At 63.3% G+C, this 19,077-nt stretch carries 17 protein-coding genes; 13 read left to right on the forward strand and 4 right to left on the reverse strand.

The features are described from left to right. The first annotated feature begins 243 nt into the window (after positions 1–243). From AOT96_RS22910 to trmD, 9 genes are all read left to right on the forward strand, one after another. Complete coding sequence (locus AOT96_RS22910; RefSeq protein WP_051649690.1) at positions 244–1,503, forward strand: ammonium transporter; 1,260 nt, start codon at positions 244–246, stop codon at positions 1,501–1,503. A gap of 56 nt (positions 1,504–1,559) precedes the next feature. After that, entirely contained in the window at positions 1,560–1,898 is a 339-nt protein-coding gene (locus AOT96_RS22915) for a P-II family nitrogen regulator (protein WP_003942772.1), read from the forward strand. Then, on the forward strand, positions 1,888–4,395 hold the full coding sequence (locus AOT96_RS22920; RefSeq protein WP_054187792.1) for a [protein-PII] uridylyltransferase: 2,508 nt from the start codon (positions 1,888–1,890) through the stop codon (positions 4,393–4,395). The genes AOT96_RS22915 and AOT96_RS22920 overlap by 11 nt, the downstream gene beginning before the upstream one ends. Before the next feature lie 115 nt (positions 4,396–4,510). Continuing rightward, positions 4,511–6,088: a signal recognition particle protein gene (gene ffh / locus AOT96_RS22925; protein ID WP_003942713.1), complete on the forward strand. Its 1,578-nt coding sequence runs from the start codon at positions 4,511–4,513 to the stop codon at positions 6,086–6,088. A gap of 3 nt (positions 6,089–6,091) precedes the next feature. Further along, on the forward strand, positions 6,092–7,174 hold the full coding sequence (locus AOT96_RS22930; RefSeq protein WP_065352375.1) for an amidohydrolase family protein: 1,083 nt from the start codon (positions 6,092–6,094) through the stop codon (positions 7,172–7,174). Positions 7,175–7,383: 209 nt separating this feature from the next. Continuing rightward, positions 7,384–7,854 (forward strand): 30S ribosomal protein S16, encoded by a 471-nt coding sequence (rpsP, locus tag AOT96_RS22935; RefSeq protein WP_003942818.1) that lies wholly within the window; start codon positions 7,384–7,386, stop codon positions 7,852–7,854. After that, positions 7,851–8,093 (forward strand): RNA-binding protein, encoded by a 243-nt coding sequence (locus AOT96_RS22940; RefSeq protein ID WP_003939023.1) that lies wholly within the window; start codon positions 7,851–7,853, stop codon positions 8,091–8,093. The genes rpsP and AOT96_RS22940 overlap by 4 nt, the downstream gene beginning before the upstream one ends. Positions 8,094–8,107: 14 nt before the next feature. Then, positions 8,108–8,680 (forward strand): ribosome maturation factor RimM, encoded by a 573-nt coding sequence (rimM, locus tag AOT96_RS22945; protein ID WP_030535432.1) that lies wholly within the window; start codon positions 8,108–8,110, stop codon positions 8,678–8,680. A 9-nt stretch (positions 8,681–8,689) separates the two neighbouring features. Next, entirely contained in the window at positions 8,690–9,394 is a 705-nt protein-coding gene (trmD, locus tag AOT96_RS22950) for a tRNA (guanosine(37)-N1)-methyltransferase TrmD (protein ID WP_003942745.1), read from the forward strand. Here the strand turns inward: trmD and AOT96_RS22955 are convergent. Then, a complete protein-coding gene (locus AOT96_RS22955; RefSeq protein ID WP_065352376.1) occupies positions 9,391–9,966 on the reverse strand; it encodes a dihydrofolate reductase family protein in 576 nt (191 codons plus the stop codon). The two genes, trmD and AOT96_RS22955, sit on opposite strands and share 4 nt — an antisense overlap. Positions 9,967–10,034: 68 nt before the next feature. Between AOT96_RS22955 and AOT96_RS22960 the strand changes: the two genes are divergently transcribed. Beyond that, positions 10,035–10,613, forward strand: a complete 579-nt coding sequence (locus tag AOT96_RS22960) for a TetR/AcrR family transcriptional regulator (protein WP_003942695.1) — start codon at positions 10,035–10,037, stop codon at positions 10,611–10,613. A gap of 4 nt (positions 10,614–10,617) precedes the next feature. Here AOT96_RS22960 and AOT96_RS22965 read toward each other — a convergent pair whose 3' ends face one another. Together AOT96_RS22965 and AOT96_RS22970 are read right to left on the reverse strand one after the other, a co-directional pair. Then, complete coding sequence (locus tag AOT96_RS22965) at positions 10,618–11,064, reverse strand: GtrA family protein (RefSeq protein WP_007729301.1); 447 nt, start codon at positions 11,062–11,064, stop codon at positions 10,618–10,620. After that, positions 11,061–13,259 carry a hypothetical protein gene (locus tag AOT96_RS22970; RefSeq protein WP_064444658.1) on the reverse strand — a complete coding sequence of 733 codons (2,199 nt, stop codon included), beginning with the start codon at positions 13,257–13,259 and terminating at the stop codon, positions 11,061–11,063. The genes AOT96_RS22965 and AOT96_RS22970 overlap by 4 nt, the downstream gene beginning before the upstream one ends. 172 nt (positions 13,260–13,431) lie before the next feature. Here AOT96_RS22970 and AOT96_RS22975 point away from each other — a divergent pair, with 172 nt between their 5' ends. Then, positions 13,432–14,418, forward strand: a complete 987-nt coding sequence (locus AOT96_RS22975; RefSeq protein ID WP_003942691.1) for a glycosyltransferase — start codon at positions 13,432–13,434, stop codon at positions 14,416–14,418. Further along, a complete protein-coding gene (rffA, locus tag AOT96_RS22980) occupies positions 14,408–15,550 on the forward strand; it encodes a dTDP-4-amino-4,6-dideoxygalactose transaminase (RefSeq protein ID WP_003942806.1) in 1,143 nt (380 codons plus the stop codon). The genes AOT96_RS22975 and rffA overlap by 11 nt, the downstream gene beginning before the upstream one ends. A 27-nt stretch (positions 15,551–15,577) precedes the next feature. On the opposite strand, the gene AOT96_RS22985 is transcribed toward rffA, so the two are convergent. Then, the gene (locus AOT96_RS22985; protein WP_007729299.1) at positions 15,578–16,564 is read right to left on the reverse strand and encodes a serine hydrolase; all 987 of its coding nucleotides are present in this window, start codon (positions 16,562–16,564) and stop codon (positions 15,578–15,580) included. 75 nt (positions 16,565–16,639) lie between these two features. Here AOT96_RS22985 and AOT96_RS22990 point away from each other — a divergent pair, with 75 nt between their 5' ends. Beyond that, complete coding sequence (locus AOT96_RS22990) at positions 16,640–18,979, forward strand: Tex family protein (RefSeq protein ID WP_003942690.1); 2,340 nt, start codon at positions 16,640–16,642, stop codon at positions 18,977–18,979. Positions 18,980–19,077 lie beyond the last annotated feature (98 nt).

The following is a 19,077-nucleotide window of genomic DNA, read 5'->3' on the forward strand; positions in this document are numbered from 1 at the left end:
CCCGTGCGCCTTTTCGGTAGCGCGAACTACCAAAAAGGCGCACAGGGTCGGTAGAACTCCCTGGCGAAACCTGTTTGCAACAAAGTTGGGCAATTGGTTCACGTCTGCGAAACGCGACAGCGCCATGGACGAAACACCAGCCCAGCACTCTTCTCCTTAACGACGTGCTGCCCGGCACGTGCGACTAGGAGGTAGTAAGTGAGTACCGACGATTTGTTGGCGAACTCCGGTAACGCCGCATGGATGCTGATGGCTGCATCTCTGGTCTTGCTGATGACACCCGGCCTCGCTTTCTTCTACGGCGGGATGTCTCGGTCCAAGTCCGTCCTGAACATGATGATGATGTCCTTCGGGGCCATGGCCGTCATCGGCGTCATCTACGTTCTGTGGGGATGGTCGATGTCCTACGGCTCCGAGAACATCGGGGGCATTTTTGCCAACCCGTTCGAGTTCTTCGGCCTCAAGAACAGCATCACCGATGCTGACGGCAACTTCATCGCCGGCGCGTGGGGCTACCCCAACGTCATCGACATCGCGTTCCAGGTGACATTCGCGATCATCACCACCGCCCTCATCAGTGGTGCCCTGGCCGAGCGGGTCAAGTTCGGCACCTGGCTCCTGTTCTCGGGTATCTGGGTCACCGTCGTCTACTTCCCGCTCGCACACATGGTGTGGGGTGGCGGACTCCTCTCGGGTTCCGAGGACGGCATCGCGGCAAAGCTCTTCGGCACCACGGTCAACGACGACGGAGTCACCGTCGCCAACGTCGCTCCGATCGACTTCGCCGGTGGCACAGTCGTTCATATCAACGCGGGTATGGCCGGTCTGGTCCTCGCACTCATCGTCGGCAAGCGTCTCGGCTTCGGCAAGACCGCCTTCCGTCCGCACAACCTGCCCTTCGTGATGCTCGGCGCCGCACTCCTCTGGTTCGGTTGGTTCGGCTTCAACGCCGGCTCGGCATTCGCCGCCGACGGTAACGCCGGTCTCGCCTGGGTCAACACGACCACCGCGACGTGTGCCGCAGTCCTGGCCTGGCTCGCTACCGAGCGTATTCGTGACGGCCACGCCACCAGCCTCGGCGCAGCTTCCGGTGCGGTCGCCGGTCTGGTCGCCATCACCCCTGCTGCCGGTGCGCTCAACCCGGTCGGTTCCATCTTCCTCGGCGCAGTAGCCGGCATCCTGTCCGCTCTCGCAGTCGGCCTGAAGTTCCGCTTCGGCTTCGACGACTCGCTCGACGTCGTCGGTGTTCACCTTGTCTCCGGCCTGTGGGGCACGATCGGTATCGGATTCTTCGGCACCGCAACCGGCCTCTTCTACGGCGGCGACTACAAGCAACTGGTGGTTCAGATCGTGATCGCACTCGCAGCACTCGTCTTCACCGGCGTTCTGACGACGATCATCGGCTTCGCACTCAAGCCCCTGGGCTGGCGAATCTCGGCCGAGGACGAGGCACGCGGCATCGATGAGACCGAACACGCAGAGACCGCATACGACCTCGCGTGATCAGCACGTGATTAAAGTGAATTCAGGCACTTCAGAGTTTGGAAAGGGATGAGCACATGAAGCTGATCACAGCAATCGTCAAGCCGTTCACGCTCGAGGACGTCAAGACCGGACTCGAGCAGGCCGGAGTGCTGGGTATGACAGTCAGCGAAGTTCAGGGCTACGGCCGACAGAAGGGCCACACCGAGGTGTACCGAGGCGCGGAGTACTCCGTGGACTTCGTACCCAAGGTCCGGGTCGAGGTCGTCGTCGACGACGCGGCCGTTGACAAGGTGGTCGAGGTGATCGTCGAGGCCGCTCGAACCGGCAAGATCGGTGACGGCAAGGTGTGGGTCTCGCCAGTCGAGTCGGTCATCCGGGTTCGCACCGGGGAACGCGGTGGCGATGCACTCTGACCCGAAAGGGTCCGAGAACTTCGGCCCTGGTTCCGTCGCGAAAGCGACGGGGCCAGGGCCGGTCTCGTCAGGGGGATCCGACGAAGCTGCGGACCTGGCCCGCGCACGCAAGGCCCTACTCACCGGAGGCGTCAAGAACAGGAGGCTCGACGCCCCCGCGCTGCGACATGCACTGGTCGATCTGCACGAATTCTGGTTGACCACCAAGGGGACCGAACTGGGCATCAAACCGGATTGTGGGTTTGCCATCGTCGCCGTGGGTGGTCTCGGCCGACGCGAACTGCTGCCGTATTCCGATCTCGATCTGATTCTGCTGCATGACGACATGGACCCGGCGGTCGTGGCCCAGGTCGCGGACAGCCTGTGGTACCCGCTGTGGGACGCGCACATCAAACTCGACCACAGCGTGCGGACGCTTCCGCAGGCGCTTCAGGTTGCGGCCACCGACATGACGGCAGCACTCGGAATGCTCGAAGCACGCCACATTGCCGGCGACGTGGAGCTGAGCAACTTGTTGATCAGTGGTGTCCGACGACAGTGGCGCATGGACATCCGCAGCCGATTCGACGAATTGATCACCCAGACCCGTACGAGGTGGGAGCGCAGCGGCGAGATCGCCCATCGCGCCGAACCGGATCTCAAGAGCGGTCGTGGCGGGCTGCGAGACGTCCAACTGCTCAACGCCCTGTCCATCGCGCAATTGACCGACGGGATGCCAGGGCTGGGACCCAACTCGCCCGGCGGCGGTCTGGCACTCGCGCACAGGCGGTTGCTCGACGTGCGCACCGAACTTCACCGCGTTGCCGGTCGCGCCCGCGACCAACTGCGAGCACAGGACGCCGACGAGATCGGTGCGGCGCTACGGATCGGTGATCGCTTCGATCTGGCCCGCCTTCTCAGCGAATCGGCGCGCACCATCAGCTATTCGGTCGACGTCGGTATCCGTACCGCCGGAAACTCCTTGCCCCGGCGTGGTTTGTCGCGGCTGCGTCGCGCGCCGGTGCGACGACCACTGGACGAGGGTGTCGTCGAGCATGCCGGCGAAGTAGTTCTGGCGCGCGATGCGAGACCGAAGAAGGATCCCGGTCTGGTGATGCGGGTCGCGGCAGCGGCGGCCACCAACGGCATGCCGATCTCCGCGTCGACGCTCAATCGCCTGGCGGACAATGCCCCCGAATTGCGTGAACCGTGGCCGAAAAATGCAGTCAACGATCTCTTGGTCGTGCTGGGTTCGGGATCGCGTGCGGTTCCGGTGATCGAGGCGATGGACCGGACCGGGCTCTGGGGTCGACTCCTGCCGGAGTGGGGGACCATTCGCGATCTTCCGCCGCGCGACGCCGTCCACACGTGGACGGTGGATCGGCACCTGGTCGAAACCGCCGCGTATGCAAGCGGATTCACCACTCGCGTCGCTCGGCCGGATCTGCTCATGCTCGGTGCGTTGATCCACGACATCGGGAAGGGGCGAGGGGGAGACCACAGCGTCGTCGGTGCCGAATTGGCCACCGCGATCGGAAATCGCTTGGGACTTTGGCCTTCCGACGTCGCGACGTTGACGGCGATGGTGCGCTACCACCTGCTGTTGCCGGAAACCGCCACCCGTCGCGACCTCGACGATCCGGCAACGGTGCAGCGAGTGGTCGACGCACTCGAGGGAGACGGGACCCTTCTCGATCTCCTGCATTCGTTGGCGGAAGCGGATTCGCTGGCCACCGGGCCTGGTGTCTGGGGCGACTGGAAGTCGTCGTTGATCGGCGAGCTGGTGCGTCGTTGTCGTTTGCTGATGGCAGGGGAGGAGCTCCCGCAACCCGATCCACTCGCTCCCGAGCAATTGGCCATCGCCGAGGAGGGCGGGGTTCACGTCTCGCTCGTTCCGGCCGAGAATGCGCACACCTACGTCGTGACCGTCATCGCGCCCGACGCTCCCGGGCTGCTGTCTCGGGCTGCCGGAGTTCTGGCGCTGCAGTCCTTGCGGGTGCATTCCGCATCGGTGGGGTCGCATGCAGGTTCGGCGGTCAACTCGTTTGTCGTGACGCCGAGGTTCGGCACACCCCCGCAGGCGGTGCTGCTCCGGCAGGAATTGATCCGGGCTTCGGCCGGTGAACTGAATTTGCTCGAACTTCTCGACGCGAAGGACGAGGAGGCACGGGCAGAGCAGTGGGACGACCCGATCCAGACCAACAAGGATTCGGCGGTTCCGGTGCTCTATGCGCAGGCGCCGCCGCGGGTCATCTGGTTCGACGCGCCCGGTGACGGTCAGGCGATCCTCGAATTGCGTACCGAGGACCGCGTCGGCCTGCTCTGCCGACTGGCCGCAGCACTCGAACACAGTGGAGCCGACATCCGGTGGGCGAAGGTCGCCACCTTGGGTTCCTCGGTGGTCGACGCGTTCTGCCTCGACTTCGGTGAGGCCGATACCCGCGCGGCGCGAGAGCGCGTCGAGGAGGCGGTGCTGGCGGTGGTTCCGGTGCCACAACCCAAGAAGAAAGAGGATTGACGGACCGGTTTCGGCAGTTACGCCCGCATCGGCTGGGATCGGTGCGGGCGTAGCGGCTAGGCTGGTGCCCGAGAATATCCACGGCTAACTCGCACGACCTTCAGGAGCGCACTCGGTGTTCGAATCCCTTTCCGACAGATTGACCGGATCTCTCAAGGATCTGCGTGGCAAGGGTCGTCTGTCCGGCGCCGACATCGACGCTACGGCCCGCGAGATCCGCCTTGCCCTGCTCGAGGCCGACGTCGCGCTTCCCGTAGTGCGCAGCTTCATCGCCAAGATCAAGGAACGCGCCAAGGGCGCCGAGGTCTCGGGTGCACTGAACCCGGCTCAGCAGGTCGTCAAGATCGTCAACGAAGAGCTGGTCGAGGTTCTCGGCGGCGAAACTCGTCGACTGCAGTTCGCCAAGACTCCGCCGACGGTCATCATGTTGGCCGGTCTGCAGGGTTCCGGTAAGACCACGCTGGCCGGAAAGTTGGCCAAGTGGCTCAAGGATCAGGGGCACACGCCCCTCCTCGTCGCCTGTGACCTTCAGCGTCCCGGCGCCGTCACTCAGCTTCAGATCGTCGGTGAGCGTGCAGGCGCCGCAGTCTTCGCGCCGCATCCCGGTACCTCCATCGGCGGCGGCGAGAACGCACTGGGCGTGTCCGCAGCCGACCCCGTCGAGGTCGCCCGCGCCGGCGTCGAAGAAGCACGCAACAAGCATTACGACGTCGTGATCGTCGACACCGCCGGTCGCCTCGGTATCGACTCGGAGCTGATGGCGCAGGCCGCCGGTATCCGTGACGCCGTCAACCCGGACGAGACCATCTTCGTCCTCGACGCCATGATCGGTCAGGACGCGGTCAGCACGGCCGACGCTTTCCGTGAGGGAGTCGGCATCACCGGTGTCGTCCTCACCAAGCTCGACGGCGACGCCCGCGGTGGTGCCGCGCTGAGCGTCCGCGAGGTCACCGGCCAGCCGATCCTCTTCGCGTCCACCGGCGAGAAGCTCGAAGACTTCGACGTCTTCCATCCCGATCGCATGGCCAGCCGGATCCTCGGCATGGGCGATGTCCTGAGCCTCATCGAGCAGGCCGAGCAGGTGTTCGACGCCGATCAGGCCGAAGCGACCGCAGCGAAGATCGGTTCCGGTCAGCTCACCCTCGAAGACTTCCTCGATCAGATGATGGCCGTCCGCAAGATGGGCCCGATCGGCAACCTCCTCGGTATGTTGCCGGGTGCCGGCGGCATGAAGGACGCGCTGGCCAACGTCGACGAGAAGCAACTCGATCGCATTCAGGCCATCATCCGCGGTATGACGCCGGCCGAGCGCGACGATCCGAAGATCATCAACGCCTCACGCCGACTGCGCATCGCGAACGGTTCGGGCGTCAAGGTTTCCGACGTCAACCAGTTGGTGGATCGTTTCTTCGAAGCCCGCAAGATGATGGCTGCCATGGCCGGCCGTATGGGCATGCCCGGCGCGCGTAAGCAGGTTCGCAGCAAGAAGGGCAAGAAGGGCAAGAAGGGCGGCAAGGGCCCGACGCAGCCCAAGATGCGCGGAGGATTCCCCGGCATGGGCGGATTCCCGGGTATGCCCGGCGGAATGCCGGCCGGCATGCCCGACCTGTCGAACATGCCCAAGGGTCTCGATCAGTTGCCGCCCGGACTGGAAGGCATCGATCTCTCCCAGCTCAAGCTGCCCAAGAAGTAGTCGGTGGCTGCGCTTCATCTGCGGGGTATCGGTCTGCCCGATGCCGAGCCGATCGAATTGTGGATCGTCGACGGGCTGATTTCCTTCGAGCCGGTGTCCGGTGCGGAGACGATCGTCGAATCGGGTTGGATCACACCGGGTCTCGTGGATGCGCACTGTCACGTCGGTATCCGCTACGGCGGTGGCGGCGGCGAAACCGTCGACGGCTTGCTGGGGCAGGCGAAGACCGAACGTGACGCGGGCGTGCTGTTGCTTCGTGACGCCGGATCGCCGGTCGACACCAGGTTCATCGACGAGCGCCTCGATCTGCCGCGGATCATTCGCGCAGGTCAGCACATCGCAGCACCGAAGCGGTACATCCCGGGCCTGCCGGTCGACCTGGACGACGAATCTCAGTTGCCGGCCGAGGTGGTGCGTCAGGCACGCGCCGGTGACGGTTGGGTCAAGCTCGTCGGGGACTGGATCGATCGTTCCATCGGTGACCTCGCCCCGTTGTGGAGCGACGAGATTCTGGTCGAGGCCATCGCTGCCGCCCATGCCGAAGGCGCAAGGGTCACCGCTCACGTCTTTGCCGAGGATGCTCTGCCCGGCCTGATCAACGCCGGCATCGACTGCATCGAGCACGGCACCGGATTGACGGACGCGACCATCGAGTTGATGGTCGCTCACGGCACCGCCTTGGTTCCGACGCTGATCAACATCGCAACTTTCCCCGAGATCGCGGACTCTGCCACCCGGTATCCGATCTACGCGGCGCACATGCGGGATCTGCACGCTCGTCGACATCGGACGATCGGTGCCGCTCACGAGGCCGGGATTCCGATCTATGCCGGAACGGATGCCGGCGGATCGATCAGGCACGGGCGGATCGCCGACGAGATCGCCGAACTCGAAGTTGCCGGTTTGACGGCGCATCAGGCGCTGGGCGCAGCCTGCTGGGACGCGCGGAGTTGGTTGGGTGCGCAGGGGATCGCAGAAGGAGCGCCCGCCGACCTGGTGGTTTACTCTGAAGATCCGCGCGGAAACCCCGATGTGCTCGCGAAGCCGATGCGTGTGATCCTCCGCGGAACCCCCGTGAGTGGTTAGGGAGTCCCCGCACTCTCGAAGCGCGCACAGGGTGGTTTCCGAACGAGCCCACCCATCTGGCACAATGGACCATTGTTCGTCGCAACCGGTTACGTACCGCTGCGACGGTCACAGGATAGAGGCAAAACCGGGCTCACAAATCGTGTGGGTCGCTGAATTGCACGTGACATGCGCAGCACTGTTGTGCGCGCTGAAGGAGAACTGCAGCTGTGGCTGTCAAAATCAAGCTCACCCGCCTCGGCAAGATCCGCAACGCTCAGTACCGCGTTGTCATCGCCGATTCGCGCACCCGTCGTGACGGCCGTGCGATCGAGACCATCGGCAAGTACCACCCCAAGGAAGAGCCCTCGCTGATCGACATCGATTCCGAGCGCGCTCAGTACTGGCTGTCCGTGGGCGCACAGCCCACCGAGCCCGTCGAGGCACTCCTCAAGATCACCGGTGACTGGCAGAAGTTCAAGGGCCTGCCGGGCACCGAAGGCACCCTGCGCGTCAAGGAAGCCAAGCCCACCAAGCTCGAGCTCTTCCAGGCTGCGCTCGCGCAGGCCGAGAACGAGCCGGTTGCAGAAGCAATCACCCCCAAGAAGAAGAAGGCTGCAAAGGCTGACGAGGCCAAGGCAGAAGACACCGCGGCTGACGCCGAGGCTCCCGCTGCAGACGCCGAGGCTGCTGACAAGTGAGTGCCGTCGTCGCTGATGCGGTAGAGCATCTCGTGCGTGGCATCGTCGCCAATCCCGACGATGTGCGCGTCGAGCTGATCACCGGACGTCGGGGACGGACCGTCGAGGTGCACGTGCACCCAGACGATCTCGGCAAGGTCATCGGTCGGGGTGGTCGCACTGCGACCGCTCTGCGGACCTTGGTCTCCGGCATCGGTGGCCGCGGTATCCGTGTTGATGTCGTCGACACCGATCAGTAGACGGCAGTAAACAGGTGGAACTCGTAGTCGGTCGTGTCGCGAAGTCGCATGGCATCAAAGGTGAATTGGTAGTCGAGGTTCGTACAGACGAGCCCGAAGATCGTTTTGCCGTAGGTTCCGTGCTGCGTGGGCGCAAGCCGCGCGAGTCCACACTGAAGTCGTACACAGTGGAAGCCGCCCGGGATCATTCCGGGCGGCTTCTGCTGCGCCTCGAAGGCGTCAGTGACCGTGGCGACGCAGATGCGTTGCGCGGCACACTGTTCGTCATCGACAGTTCCGAACTCGAGCCTTCGGATGATCCGGACGAGTTCTACGATCACGAACTCGAAGGACTGAAGGTCGTCCTCACGGACGGTGCCGAGGTCGGTTCGGTCATCGAGGTATTGCATTCCGCCGCAGGCGAATTGCTTTCGATTCGCCGTACCGGTGAGGCATCCGGCGAATTGCTGATCCCGTTTGTCGCCGCCATCGTCACCTCGGTGTCGATCGCCGACGGTGTCGTGGTGATCGAGCCTCCCGAGGGACTGCTCGACCCGGACTTCGGCGACAAGTCGAACAGCGACAAATCGAACTCAGACAACGACTGATCGTTTGTTATGCGTCTCGACGTCGTCACCATCTTTCCCGAGTATCTCGAACCGCTTCGTGCTGCCTTGCTGGGCAAGGCAATCGAACGTGGCTTGATCTCGGTCGACGTCCACGATCTTCGGTCGTGGACCCATGACGTGCACAAAGCCGTCGACGATTCTCCGTATGGCGGCGGACCCGGCATGGTCATGAAACCCACCGTCTGGGGCCCGGCACTGGACGACGTGATCGGGCGCTCCGATTCTTCCGGCCCCGATGATGCCGAGACCATTCTGGTGGTGCCCACTCCCGCCGGCGTTCCGTTCACCCAGGAGACCGCGCACCGCTGGTCCAACGCCAAGCACCTTGTGTTTGCCTGCGGCCGATACGAAGGTATCGATCAACGGGTTTTCGACGACGCCGCCAAGCGGGTCAGAGTCGAAGAAGTCAGCATCGGCGATTACGTCCTGATCGGCGGCGAAGCAGCCGTGCTGGTGATGGTCGAGGCTGTCGTGCGACTGATGCCCGGCGTTCTCGGCAATCAGCTTTCACACCAAGAGGATTCGTTTTCCGACGGCCTTCTCGAAGGGCCTAGCTACACTCGCCCGGCTGTGTGGCGCGACCTCGAAGTTCCGCCGGTGCTTCTCTCCGGTGATCACGCGAAGATCAAAGCGTGGCGCCATGAGCAGTCGCTGCAGCGCACGGCCGAGCGTCGACCGGATCTTCTTCCTTAGGTATTTCGCTTCAACCAGGTGATGCTTGCGCCGTCGTCGAGCGATTCGGTTGCAGTCGGTGTGAACGGTGTCGGCTCGAAGTTACCTCTGATCATCGGTATGCCTGCGCCGGCGACTACCGGATACCTCTTGATGATCAACTCGTCGATCTCCGGTAGTAGTTCGCCGGCGAGAGTTCCGCCGCCACACAGCCAGATATCTTGTCCTTCTTCCTCTTTGAGAGATCTGACTACCCCAAGCGGATGGGCGCGAACGATGGTGACGGGGGGATCCTCGGCGTCAGGGATGGTTGTGGAGACGACGAACTGACGCAGGTGCGCGAAGGGGCTTTTCACTCCGGCGGCCAGCCCGGGCTCGTAGGAGCCGCGGCCCATGACGACCGTGTCGAAGGTCTTGTTGGGCGCGTCCTCGATTCCGAGAGCGGGCCGCACATGCGTTGGCACGGTTTCAGGATATCGATCGCATATCAAGGCCGTGATCTGTTCGGAGACCGGGAGGAAATCGAATTCGCCACCAGGCCCCGCGATGTATCCGTCGAGGGAAGCTCCCACGTAGTACACAAGCTTTCGCATATAACGCTCCGTTCGTAGTACTATGTTTGTAGTGGTTTAACTTAGGGTCGTGTCAGGAGTGATGTCAAGTGCGAAAGAACCCGGAACGCCGGCTTGCCCTGATCGACGCGGCAATCGAGGTGTTGGCCCGAGAGGGTGCTCGAGGCTTGACGTTTCGAGCCGTTGACGCCCAGGCAGCAGTGCCGAACGGGACAGCGTCGAACTACTTCTCCAATCGCGACGACCTGCTCACTCAAGCGGGTGGCCGGATCTACGAGCGACTGATTCCGGAGGACCTCGAAGGGATGATCGATCCCGTCAACGGCACCGATCGTGAGCGCCTGGTGACGCTCATGCTCGACGTGGTCGAGCGCGTCACCTCGTTCGGAACGGGTTTCCTCGCGCTCATGGAGTTGCGACTGGAGGCGACGCGTCGACCGGACCTGCGTGCGGTACTGACCGTCCGCATCCGAGAAGACTTCGATCTGAACGTAGCCAATCATCTGGCGTCGGGCGTGCCGGGTGATGCGATGACCGTTCGCCTGCTCTATTTGTCGCTGAACTGGCTCGCACTGGATCGACTCACATTGCCGAACCTGTTCGGAGAGGAAGATATTCGGACGATCGTCGAGGCGGCAGTGGATCGAGCGCTACCCCGCGAATCGTAGAAGGTCAGTGCCGTTCGGCAGGTTTGCGGCGGAACGAGAAGTATCGATGACCGAAGAAGCTCACACCGGCAACGATCAACATGACAACCGCCTGGGCGGGAAGCGGCGGGGCATGCAGAATCGACACCGCGATTGTTCCGAGTATCAGATTCAGCACCAGGCCACCGGAATTGACGACGATGAACGCTCCCAGGTCGCGTGCCACATGTCCGCGGACGCGGAAAACGAGAGTCCGATGCAGAACGAAAGCGATGAGGACGCTGATGGAGTACGCGCCGATCACAGCCACTTGATACAGATCCTTGTTGTCGAGGATCAGTGACCAGACCACGAAGAGCGCGTATCCGATCGCCGTATTAGCCACTCCGACAATGGCAAATGCGATGGGCTGATGCTTGACCACCCGAAGCAGTGGGCCGGGGTTCTCGGGTGATGCGATGTCTTCGGTCATGAAGACTCGGTTTTCACGGTGTTGATCCCGTCCTTGCGTCGGTTCCGCAGATACATCCACTCGAGCACGCCGAGTCCGAGGACTCCGGCGACCATCGAAGCGCCGCCGACCTTCCATCCCGGGGGACGCCACGTCAGGACAAGTTCCGCGTCTTTCGTACCGGCTGGAACGTCCACGGTGACAAAGGACTTCGCGACGACGTCGATCGGGACAGGCTGACCGTCGATGCTCGCCCGATATCCGGGCCAGCCGAGCCGTGCGAACACAACCTTGCCGCCGGTCTCCGAACTGACACGAAGGGTGCTCGACATGTTCGATTCCGCGATCGACGTAGCCTCGACGCCGTGGGCGTCGGCGATGCGTCCGTTGCGTGTCGAGACGGGGCCGTCGACGCGTTCGAGTACCGAGATGTAGTTCTCGTGTCCGGGGTAGTCGACCCATTTCCATCCGTCGGGAGCCGGGTTCTTGCGTGCATCGGGGTAGAGAGCGTTCTGAAGTACGACGCGGTCCACGTTCATCAGGTCGACGATGGTGCGGCCGGTGGTGGGTTCGACGGTGAATGCGCGTCGGAAGGCGTCGGGGCAGACACTCATGTCCCAGCGCATGCAGAGCAGATCACCGAAGTAGAAGTGCCCGTTGGGGGTGTAGCCGCTGGTGTAGGTCAGTTCGAGGTCTTTGGGGTAGTTGCCGAAAGCCAGGGAACCGTACGCTCCGTCGAGGGTCTTGTCCCCGGGGGCGATGAGCGCACGGTCGCCCAGTTGCAGTGTCGTGCCTTCGAAGTCGGGGAAGGCGTCTTTCATCTCCGAGCGGGATTCGGGCAGGTTCCAGCTCATCGGGGTTGGTTGCGCGGCCCGAACCTGGGCGTACGCGATGGGGGAGACCGCGACGATCGCTACGAGGCATGCGAAAGCAGTGCCCTTGGTACGGCCGAGCCAGACCATCGCGGCGCCGAGTGCGGCAACGAGCAGGGCCGAGATCACATGCCATTTCGCGAGCCCGGGAGCTGCCGAGGCTGACCGAATCAGAAGCAGGCCCACGAGGATTCCCGCTGCAACGCAGCGCCCGCGCAACTTGTCGGTCGTGGCGTAACGCCCGAGCAGGATGCACACCAGAAGCAGGAGTCCGATGGCCACCATCGGAAGTACGCGCGCGGGCCACCGCAGTGGGCCGATCGTGCTCGGCCCGGCAGTCCACATGAGGACGGCGACCGTGAAGATCCCGACGGCGGTCAATTCGCGTGCCGCGGCGCGTGCCTTGCCCCAGTCGATGAATGCCAGGGCGGGTATGAGGAACCAGGCGATGTAGACCATGGGCATGGTCTGGATGTATCCCCACCACGAGGTGAACGCGGGCATCGTGCTCGGCAGGCTCGCGTTCAGCGATTCCGACCACGGGACGGCGAGGAATGCATCGTTCTTGACTTCGGATGCACCGCGCCAGGTGACGTCCGCGGTGAGCAGGCTCGGCAGATACGTCGCGAGACCGGCCAGAGCGGCACACGCGGACACCGCCAGAAGCCGCAGTGACGGCAGCCAACGCCGCTGATAGACAACTTCGCCGATTGCGACCGCGCCGATCATCAAGCCGGATTCGACTGCGGGGAAAACATATTGGACCGACATCGCGAGATACAAGAACACGAAGGTCGGGATCGGACCGCTCTTACCTCGGGCGTAGCGGATTGCCGACGCCCACGCCTGAACCATCCAGGCAGTGCCGGTGAAGGCAGTCATCCAACTGGCCGAGTCGAAGAACAGCAGGAAACCGGTGAACGGAATCGAGACGCCGGCGACGGCAGCCCACGTGGGCTTCGAGCCGTACTCGAGGCAGATCCGATAGACGCCGAGTGCAAGGATGATCGCGAAGATCAACTTCACGATCGTCGCGTACAACGCCAGGTTGTCGAAGGACGGTGCGATCAGGTCGATCAGGAGTTGCGGTGGATTGAGAAGGCCTGCTTCCTCGATCGCGTAGTTGCCCGCCATCCAGTTCTCGGGGACGAGCACCGGGAGGTGTCCTTCTCGCAGACTGCGGCCGAGCATGACCCACAGCGGCGCGTATTGGGACTCGGTGTCGTCGGTGTAGAAGTGACGAGCATTCGCGAGCACCACGGCCAGATAACCGGCGATGACACCGATCGCCGTGACGGCGCCCCACTTGTACACGTCTGCCCGGGCGAGAGTGCGAGTTTCCACCACGAGTTCCAGACCTTAACAGGGCAGGTGGGGCGTACGGAGACGCGAGCGCGTCACGCGCCGCCGGCATCCGAAGTCAAGACATCTCTGCGTGTTAAAGTTCGCGACGGTGTGGGCCCGATCGTGCCTGTCTCTCGGCGCCAGTCGAGCCCCCTGAAGGGAGTGGAAGCGAGTGCACTCGATTTCCGTCGTAGTGCCCGTTTATCAGGGCGAAAAGACGATCACGGCGCTCGTCGAGGAGTTGGACGGCCTGGGCACACCGAGTGCGACGCCCGGTGGTGCGCAGTTCTCCGTCGACGAGATCGTGCTGGTTCACGACAACGGCCCGGACCGCTCCGACGTCGTGTTACTCGAATTGGAGCGCCGTTTCGAGCAGGTGCGTGTCGTGTGGCTCAGCCGCAACTACGGCCAGGACGCGGCGACCATCGCTGGCATGGCCGCTGCAACTGGACAGTGGATCGTGACGATGGACGAGGACGGCCAGCACGACCCGGTGCACATCGGGGCTTTCCTCGACACCGCGCTGACGGAGCGATCCGATCTCGTGTATTCCAAACCCACGAACACACGCCCGCACGGATTCTTGCGGAACCTGACCTCGCGCGGCGCAAAGATCGTCTTGGCGACGGTATTCGCGTTCCCTGATTCGACGAGATTCGAAAGTTACCGCCTGATCCGCGGTGACATCGGCCGACAGTTGGCCGGCGTCGCGGCCAACGGCGTGTATCTGGACGTTGCGCTGACGTGGGTTGTCGGTAACACGGCCACGGCGCCGGTGACACTTCGAGCCGAAGGCCGCGAAGAATCCGGGTACAACTACCGCCGTTTGTTCTCGTTGTTCTGGAAGATGGTGTTGTGTAGCGGAACACGCGGTCTGCGGCTGGTCAGCCTGCTCGGAGTCACCCTGGCGTCGGCCGGCGTGATCATGGCCGCGGTGATCTTCATCGGGGCCATGACCGGCGACAACAATGATCCCGAAGGATGGGCGTCGATCATCATGGCGCTGCTGGTCTGTTCGGGTGCGATTCTGTTCTCGCTCGGGCTCATTGCCGAATATCTCGGTGTGGCACTGCACGTCCTTGTCGGAAAGCCGCTGTATCTGACTGTCGACTCCCCGCGGCCCGGAACCTCGATCGATCGGCGTAGTCGTGAGCACTGATCGCATCATCTTCTCCCGCCCCTATCGGGCATCGAACGAATTGTCGAATCTGGCAACGGTTCTGGAGTCCGACCACATTCACGGTGACGGACGTTTCACCAAGTCCGCGACTGCAGCGCTCAAGGCGATCACCGGATCCACGCATGCTCTGCTGACCACCTCGTGCACGCATGCACTCGAATTGGGTGCGCTGCTGCTCGAATTGGGCCCGGGCGACGAGGTAATAGTTCCGAGCTTCGCGTTCAGTTCGGCGGCGACCGCCGTCGCGTTGCGCGGGGCCACTGTTGTTTTCGTCGACATCGATCCGAGTACCGGCAACATCGACCCGGCGTGCGTCGCGGCGGCGATCACCGAACGCACCAAAGCTGTACTGGTCATGCATTACGGCGGAGTCGCCGCGGACATGGAACCTCTCCTCGACCTCGCGGAACTCCACGGCGTTGCGTTGATCGAAGACAACGCTCACGGACTCGGCGGAAAGTGGCGCGGGCGCTCGCTCGGCACCATCGGAACTATCGGAACGCAGAGTTTTCACGACACCAAGAACGTTCACTGCGGTGAGGGCGGCGCGCTGTTGCTCTCCGACGATCAGTTGATGACTCGCGCCGAAATCATCCGTGAGAAGGGGACCGACCGTGCGCGTTTCCTGCGCGGGCAGGTCGACAAGTATTCGTGGCAGGACATCGGGTCGAGTTATCTGCCCAGTGAACTCAATGCCGCCGTCCTCGACGCACAACTCTCCGAGTTCGACGCGATTCAGGCGGCCAGGCATCGCGTCTGGGATGCCTACAGCGTGAGTCTGGGCGAGTGGGCGGCCGCGAACGGTGTCGTGCCCATGGCGGTGCCCGATGATCGCGAGCACACTGCGCACCTGTTCTATCTCAAGATGCCGACCGAAGAGAGCCGTGACGGCTTGATTCGGCACCTTGCCGGTGACGGAATCGTGGCGCCGTTCCACTACGTTCCGCTCGATACGAGTGCGGCCGGTGTGCGCTACGGACGAACACCGCAGCCGTGCGTGCGTAGTGCCGAGTTCTCCGCGTCGATCCTTCGACTGCCGCTGTGGCCCATGCTCACGTTCGAACAACAGGACCGTGTCATCGGTTCGGTGCTCGAGTACAAGCAGGCTTGAGGACGAACACGACCGCGTTGGATCGAATCAGGGCCCGGAAGCTTCGGGCATCGCCGAATCCGCGGTCGTGGATGCCGCTGCCCAGTCGTCGATGCTTCCGCTCGGGAAGAGAATCTGCGTGACGCCGGTGACCGTGTCGCGAGCGTGCAATGCACTTTCGTCGTCGACGGCATCGGTGAACGAGGTGTCGGGATAGAAGCTGTCCTCGTCCGTGTACTGGACGTCTTCTCGCGAACCGATCGCGATGATGTATCGGTTGTCGTCACCGACGATGCCGGTGGACAGATGGATCCACTTGTCCTCGACACAGCACATCCAGCCCTGTTTGACTCCTATGACGGGCTCGCCGAACAAGGCCTCGGGCAGGCCGAATCTCTGGTCGTAACCGTCGGTTCCTTCGGGAGTGGATTGCCGCAGGTACTCGACGAACTGCTCGACCCGTTCAGGTCCGAGTTGATCGGAGTCGTCGAGGACACCGCTGTAGAAGGTGACCAGGTCACGTGTCGTGGTCTCGGTGTTCCACCACATTCCGTCCCAGGGCGGCGTCGTCGCGGTCAGTGCGTAACGCTCGGCGACGCGGGTGATCACCTCTTGGCCGCCGACCTCGTCCCACAGGAGGTTGGCTGCGGTGTCGTCGGAGGATTCGAGCATCGCCGCCATGAGGGTGCGATCGTCGTCCGTGATGGGTCGCTCACCGCGCGCATCCTGATGAAGTAGATCCTCGGCGATGAAAAGTTTTGCCACCGAGGCTGTTTCGATCTGCTGGTCACCGGCGACGTCGAGGTACTTGTCCGAGGAGCGGTCGAGGATGGCGATGGAGACGTCCGCACCACGCCCGAGCGCAGCCACCTGAGCCTGTCCCAGACGGCCGTCGAGGGTCTCGGCTACCGGAACATTGGTGTCGGGAAAGGCGGGGGTCTGCATCGGATCATCCGGGTTCTGCCCACCGCTGCACGAAGCCGCAAAAGTAACTGCGGCCACCATTGCGGCAATCCGGACGTACCGCGTACTCATTTGTTTCCCCCGGTAGCCCTGACACGGCACTGTTGCCGATCTTCTTGTCTCAGGATAGCGGTAGGGTCGGATCTCGTGATTCTCAAGACCGTGAACCAGCGCATTGCCGAGGAACTCGACGTCCGCGAAGGCCAGGTTGCAGCAGCAGTCGACCTTCTCGACGGCGGAGCCACGGTGCCCTTCATCGCCCGGTACCGCAAGGAAGTCACCGGCACGCTCGACGACGCCCAGCTGCGACTCCTGGACGAGCGGCTGCGGTATCTCCGCGAGCTCGACGACCGTCGTGACGCCGTGCTCACGGAGATCGACTCTCAGGGCAAACTCGACGATCAACTGCGCGGTCAGATCATGCTGGCCGAGACGAAAGCGCGGCTGGAGGACATCTACCTCCCCTTCAAGCCGAAGCGGCGCACCAAGGCGCAGATCGCCCGCGAGGCCGGCCACGAGCCCGTCGCCGATGCTCTCATCGGAGATCCCACCACCGATCCCGCGCAGTATTCGGACGAGCAACTCGACGGTGCCCGGTCGATCCTCGTCGAGCGCTTCGCCGAGGACGCCGATCTGGTCGGTGAATTGCGTGAGCTGATGTGGAATCGCGGCCAGGTCGTCTCCTCGGTCCGCAAGGGCAAGGAAACCGATGGCTCGAAGTTTGCTGACTACTTCGAGTTCTCGGAACCGTTCTCCAAATTGCCCTCGCACCGCATCCTCGCCGTCCTGCGCGGCGAGAAGGAAGAAGTGCTGTCGCTCAACATGGCGGCAGACACCGAAGAACTCGCGCCGGGGGAGCGCACGGTCTACGAAGGCCGCATCGCGTCGCGGTTCGAGATCGCCGACCGTGGTCGGGCCGCCGACGGGTGGCTTCTCGACACCGTCAAGTGGGCGTGGAAGACGAAGTTCGCCGTCACGCTCGGTATCGACACTCGGATGCGTCTGCGGCAGTCGGCCGAAAAGGACGCCGTCGACGTCTTCGCCACCAACCTCAAGGATCTACTCCTCGCAGCTCCCGCCGGCGCCCGACCCACCATGGGACTCGACCCCGGATTCCGCACCGGAACGAAGGTTGCCGTCGTCGACGGAACCGGCAAAGTTGTTGCCTACGAGACGATTTACCCGCACCAGCCGCAGAACAAGTGGGACGCGGCTCTCGCGACGCTTGCCGGACTGGTCGCCGAACACGGCGTCGAACTGATCGCCATCGGCAACGGCACGGCCTCACGCGAGACCGACACGCTCGCTACCGAACTGATCAAGAAGACCGGCGCGCCCAACCTGACCAAGATCGTCGTCTCCGAGGCAGGCGCATCGGTGTACTCGGCTTCGGCCTACGCGTCGCAGGAACTTCCCGACCTCGACGTCTCGATTCGCGGTGCGGTGTCCATTGCGCGTCGCTTGCAGGATCCGTTGGCGGAGTTGGTCAAGATCGATCCCAAGTCCATCGGCGTCGGTCAGTACCAGCACGACATCACCGAATCGCTGCTCTCGCGTTCCCTCGACGCCGTCGTCGAGGATGCCGTCAACTCGGTCGGCGTCGACGTCAACACCGCGTCCGTGCCGCTGCTTGCTCGGGTGTCCGGAATTGCAGGATCCCTTGCAGAGAGCATCGTCGCGCATCGGGACCAGAACGGTCCGTTCAAATCCCGCAAGGGTCTCAAGGATGTCTCCCGACTGGGACCCAAGGCATTCGAGCAGTGCGCAGGCTTCCTGCGGATCACCGACGGCGACGACCCTCTCGACGCGTCGAGCGTCCACCCGGAGGCATATCCGGTGGTTCGCAAGATCGTCGCGAGTGCAGGCGGGGACGTGCGCACCGTGATCGGAAACTCGCAGGCACTTCGATCGGTCAAGGCGTCCGACTACGTCGACGAGCGATTTGGTCTACCGACCGTCACCGACATCATCTCCGAGTTGGAGAAGCCGGGACGAGATCCACGACCCGAATTCAAGACCGCGACTTTTGCCGCAGGTATCGAGAAGGTCGCGCATCTCAAGCCCGGCATGACCCTCGAAGGCGTGGTCACCAACGTCGCAGCCTTCGGTGCCTTCGTCGACATCGGAGTTCATCAGGACGGTCTGGTTCACGTCTCGGCGATGTCGCACAACTTCGTCAAGGACCCACGCGAGGTCGTCAAGTCAGGTGACGTCGTCAAGGTGAAGGTCCTCGAAGTGGACGAGGCACGCCAACGCATCGGGCTGACGCTTCGTCTCGACGACGAGGTGGGAGCGCCCCGCAAGTCCGAAGGCCAGCGAGGTGGGCAACCTCAGCGGCAGGGCCAGCCGCAGGGCCAGCGTCAGGGGCAGGGTCAGCAACGAGGAAATGGCGGACGCCAGGGCGGACGCGAGCAGCGACCGGACAACCGCGCGCCTGCTGCCGGGTCGATGGCCGACGCTCTGCGCAAGGCGGGCTTCGGCAAGTAAATCCGTCCGCCGGGTTTTCGAAGTCCGTATCGTCACAATCGAGTCGGTTGGCGGTATGAATCCGATCAGGGTCGGATCATGAATTCGGTGAAGGGAGG

The organism is Rhodococcus sp. 008 (genome assembly GCF_001682295.1).
In the GTDB taxonomy this organism is placed as follows: Bacteria; Actinomycetota; Actinomycetes; order Mycobacteriales; family Mycobacteriaceae; genus Rhodococcus_F; species Rhodococcus_F qingshengii.

Bases quoted from the DNA above. Each gene is read 5' to 3' on its own strand.
- AOT96_RS22910 (WP_051649690.1), top strand. From the start codon at position 244: ATGCTGATGGCTGCATCTCTGGTCTTGCTGATGACACCCGGCCTCGCT.
- AOT96_RS22915 (WP_003942772.1), top strand. From the start codon at position 1,560: ATGAAGCTGATCACAGCAATCGTCAAGCCGTTCACGCTCGAGGACGTC.
- AOT96_RS22920 (WP_054187792.1), top strand. From the start codon at position 1,888: ATGCACTCTGACCCGAAAGGGTCCGAGAACTTCGGCCCTGGTTCCGTC.
- trmD (WP_003942745.1), top strand. From the start codon at position 8,690: ATGCGTCTCGACGTCGTCACCATCTTTCCCGAGTATCTCGAACCGCTT.
- AOT96_RS22955 (WP_065352376.1), bottom strand. From the start codon at position 9,966: ATGCGAAAGCTTGTGTACTACGTGGGAGCTTCCCTCGACGGATACATC.
- AOT96_RS22965 (WP_007729301.1), bottom strand. From the start codon at position 11,064: ATGACCGAAGACATCGCATCACCCGAGAACCCCGGCCCACTGCTTCGG.
- AOT96_RS22985 (WP_007729299.1), bottom strand. From the start codon at position 16,564: ATGAGTACGCGGTACGTCCGGATTGCCGCAATGGTGGCCGCAGTTACT.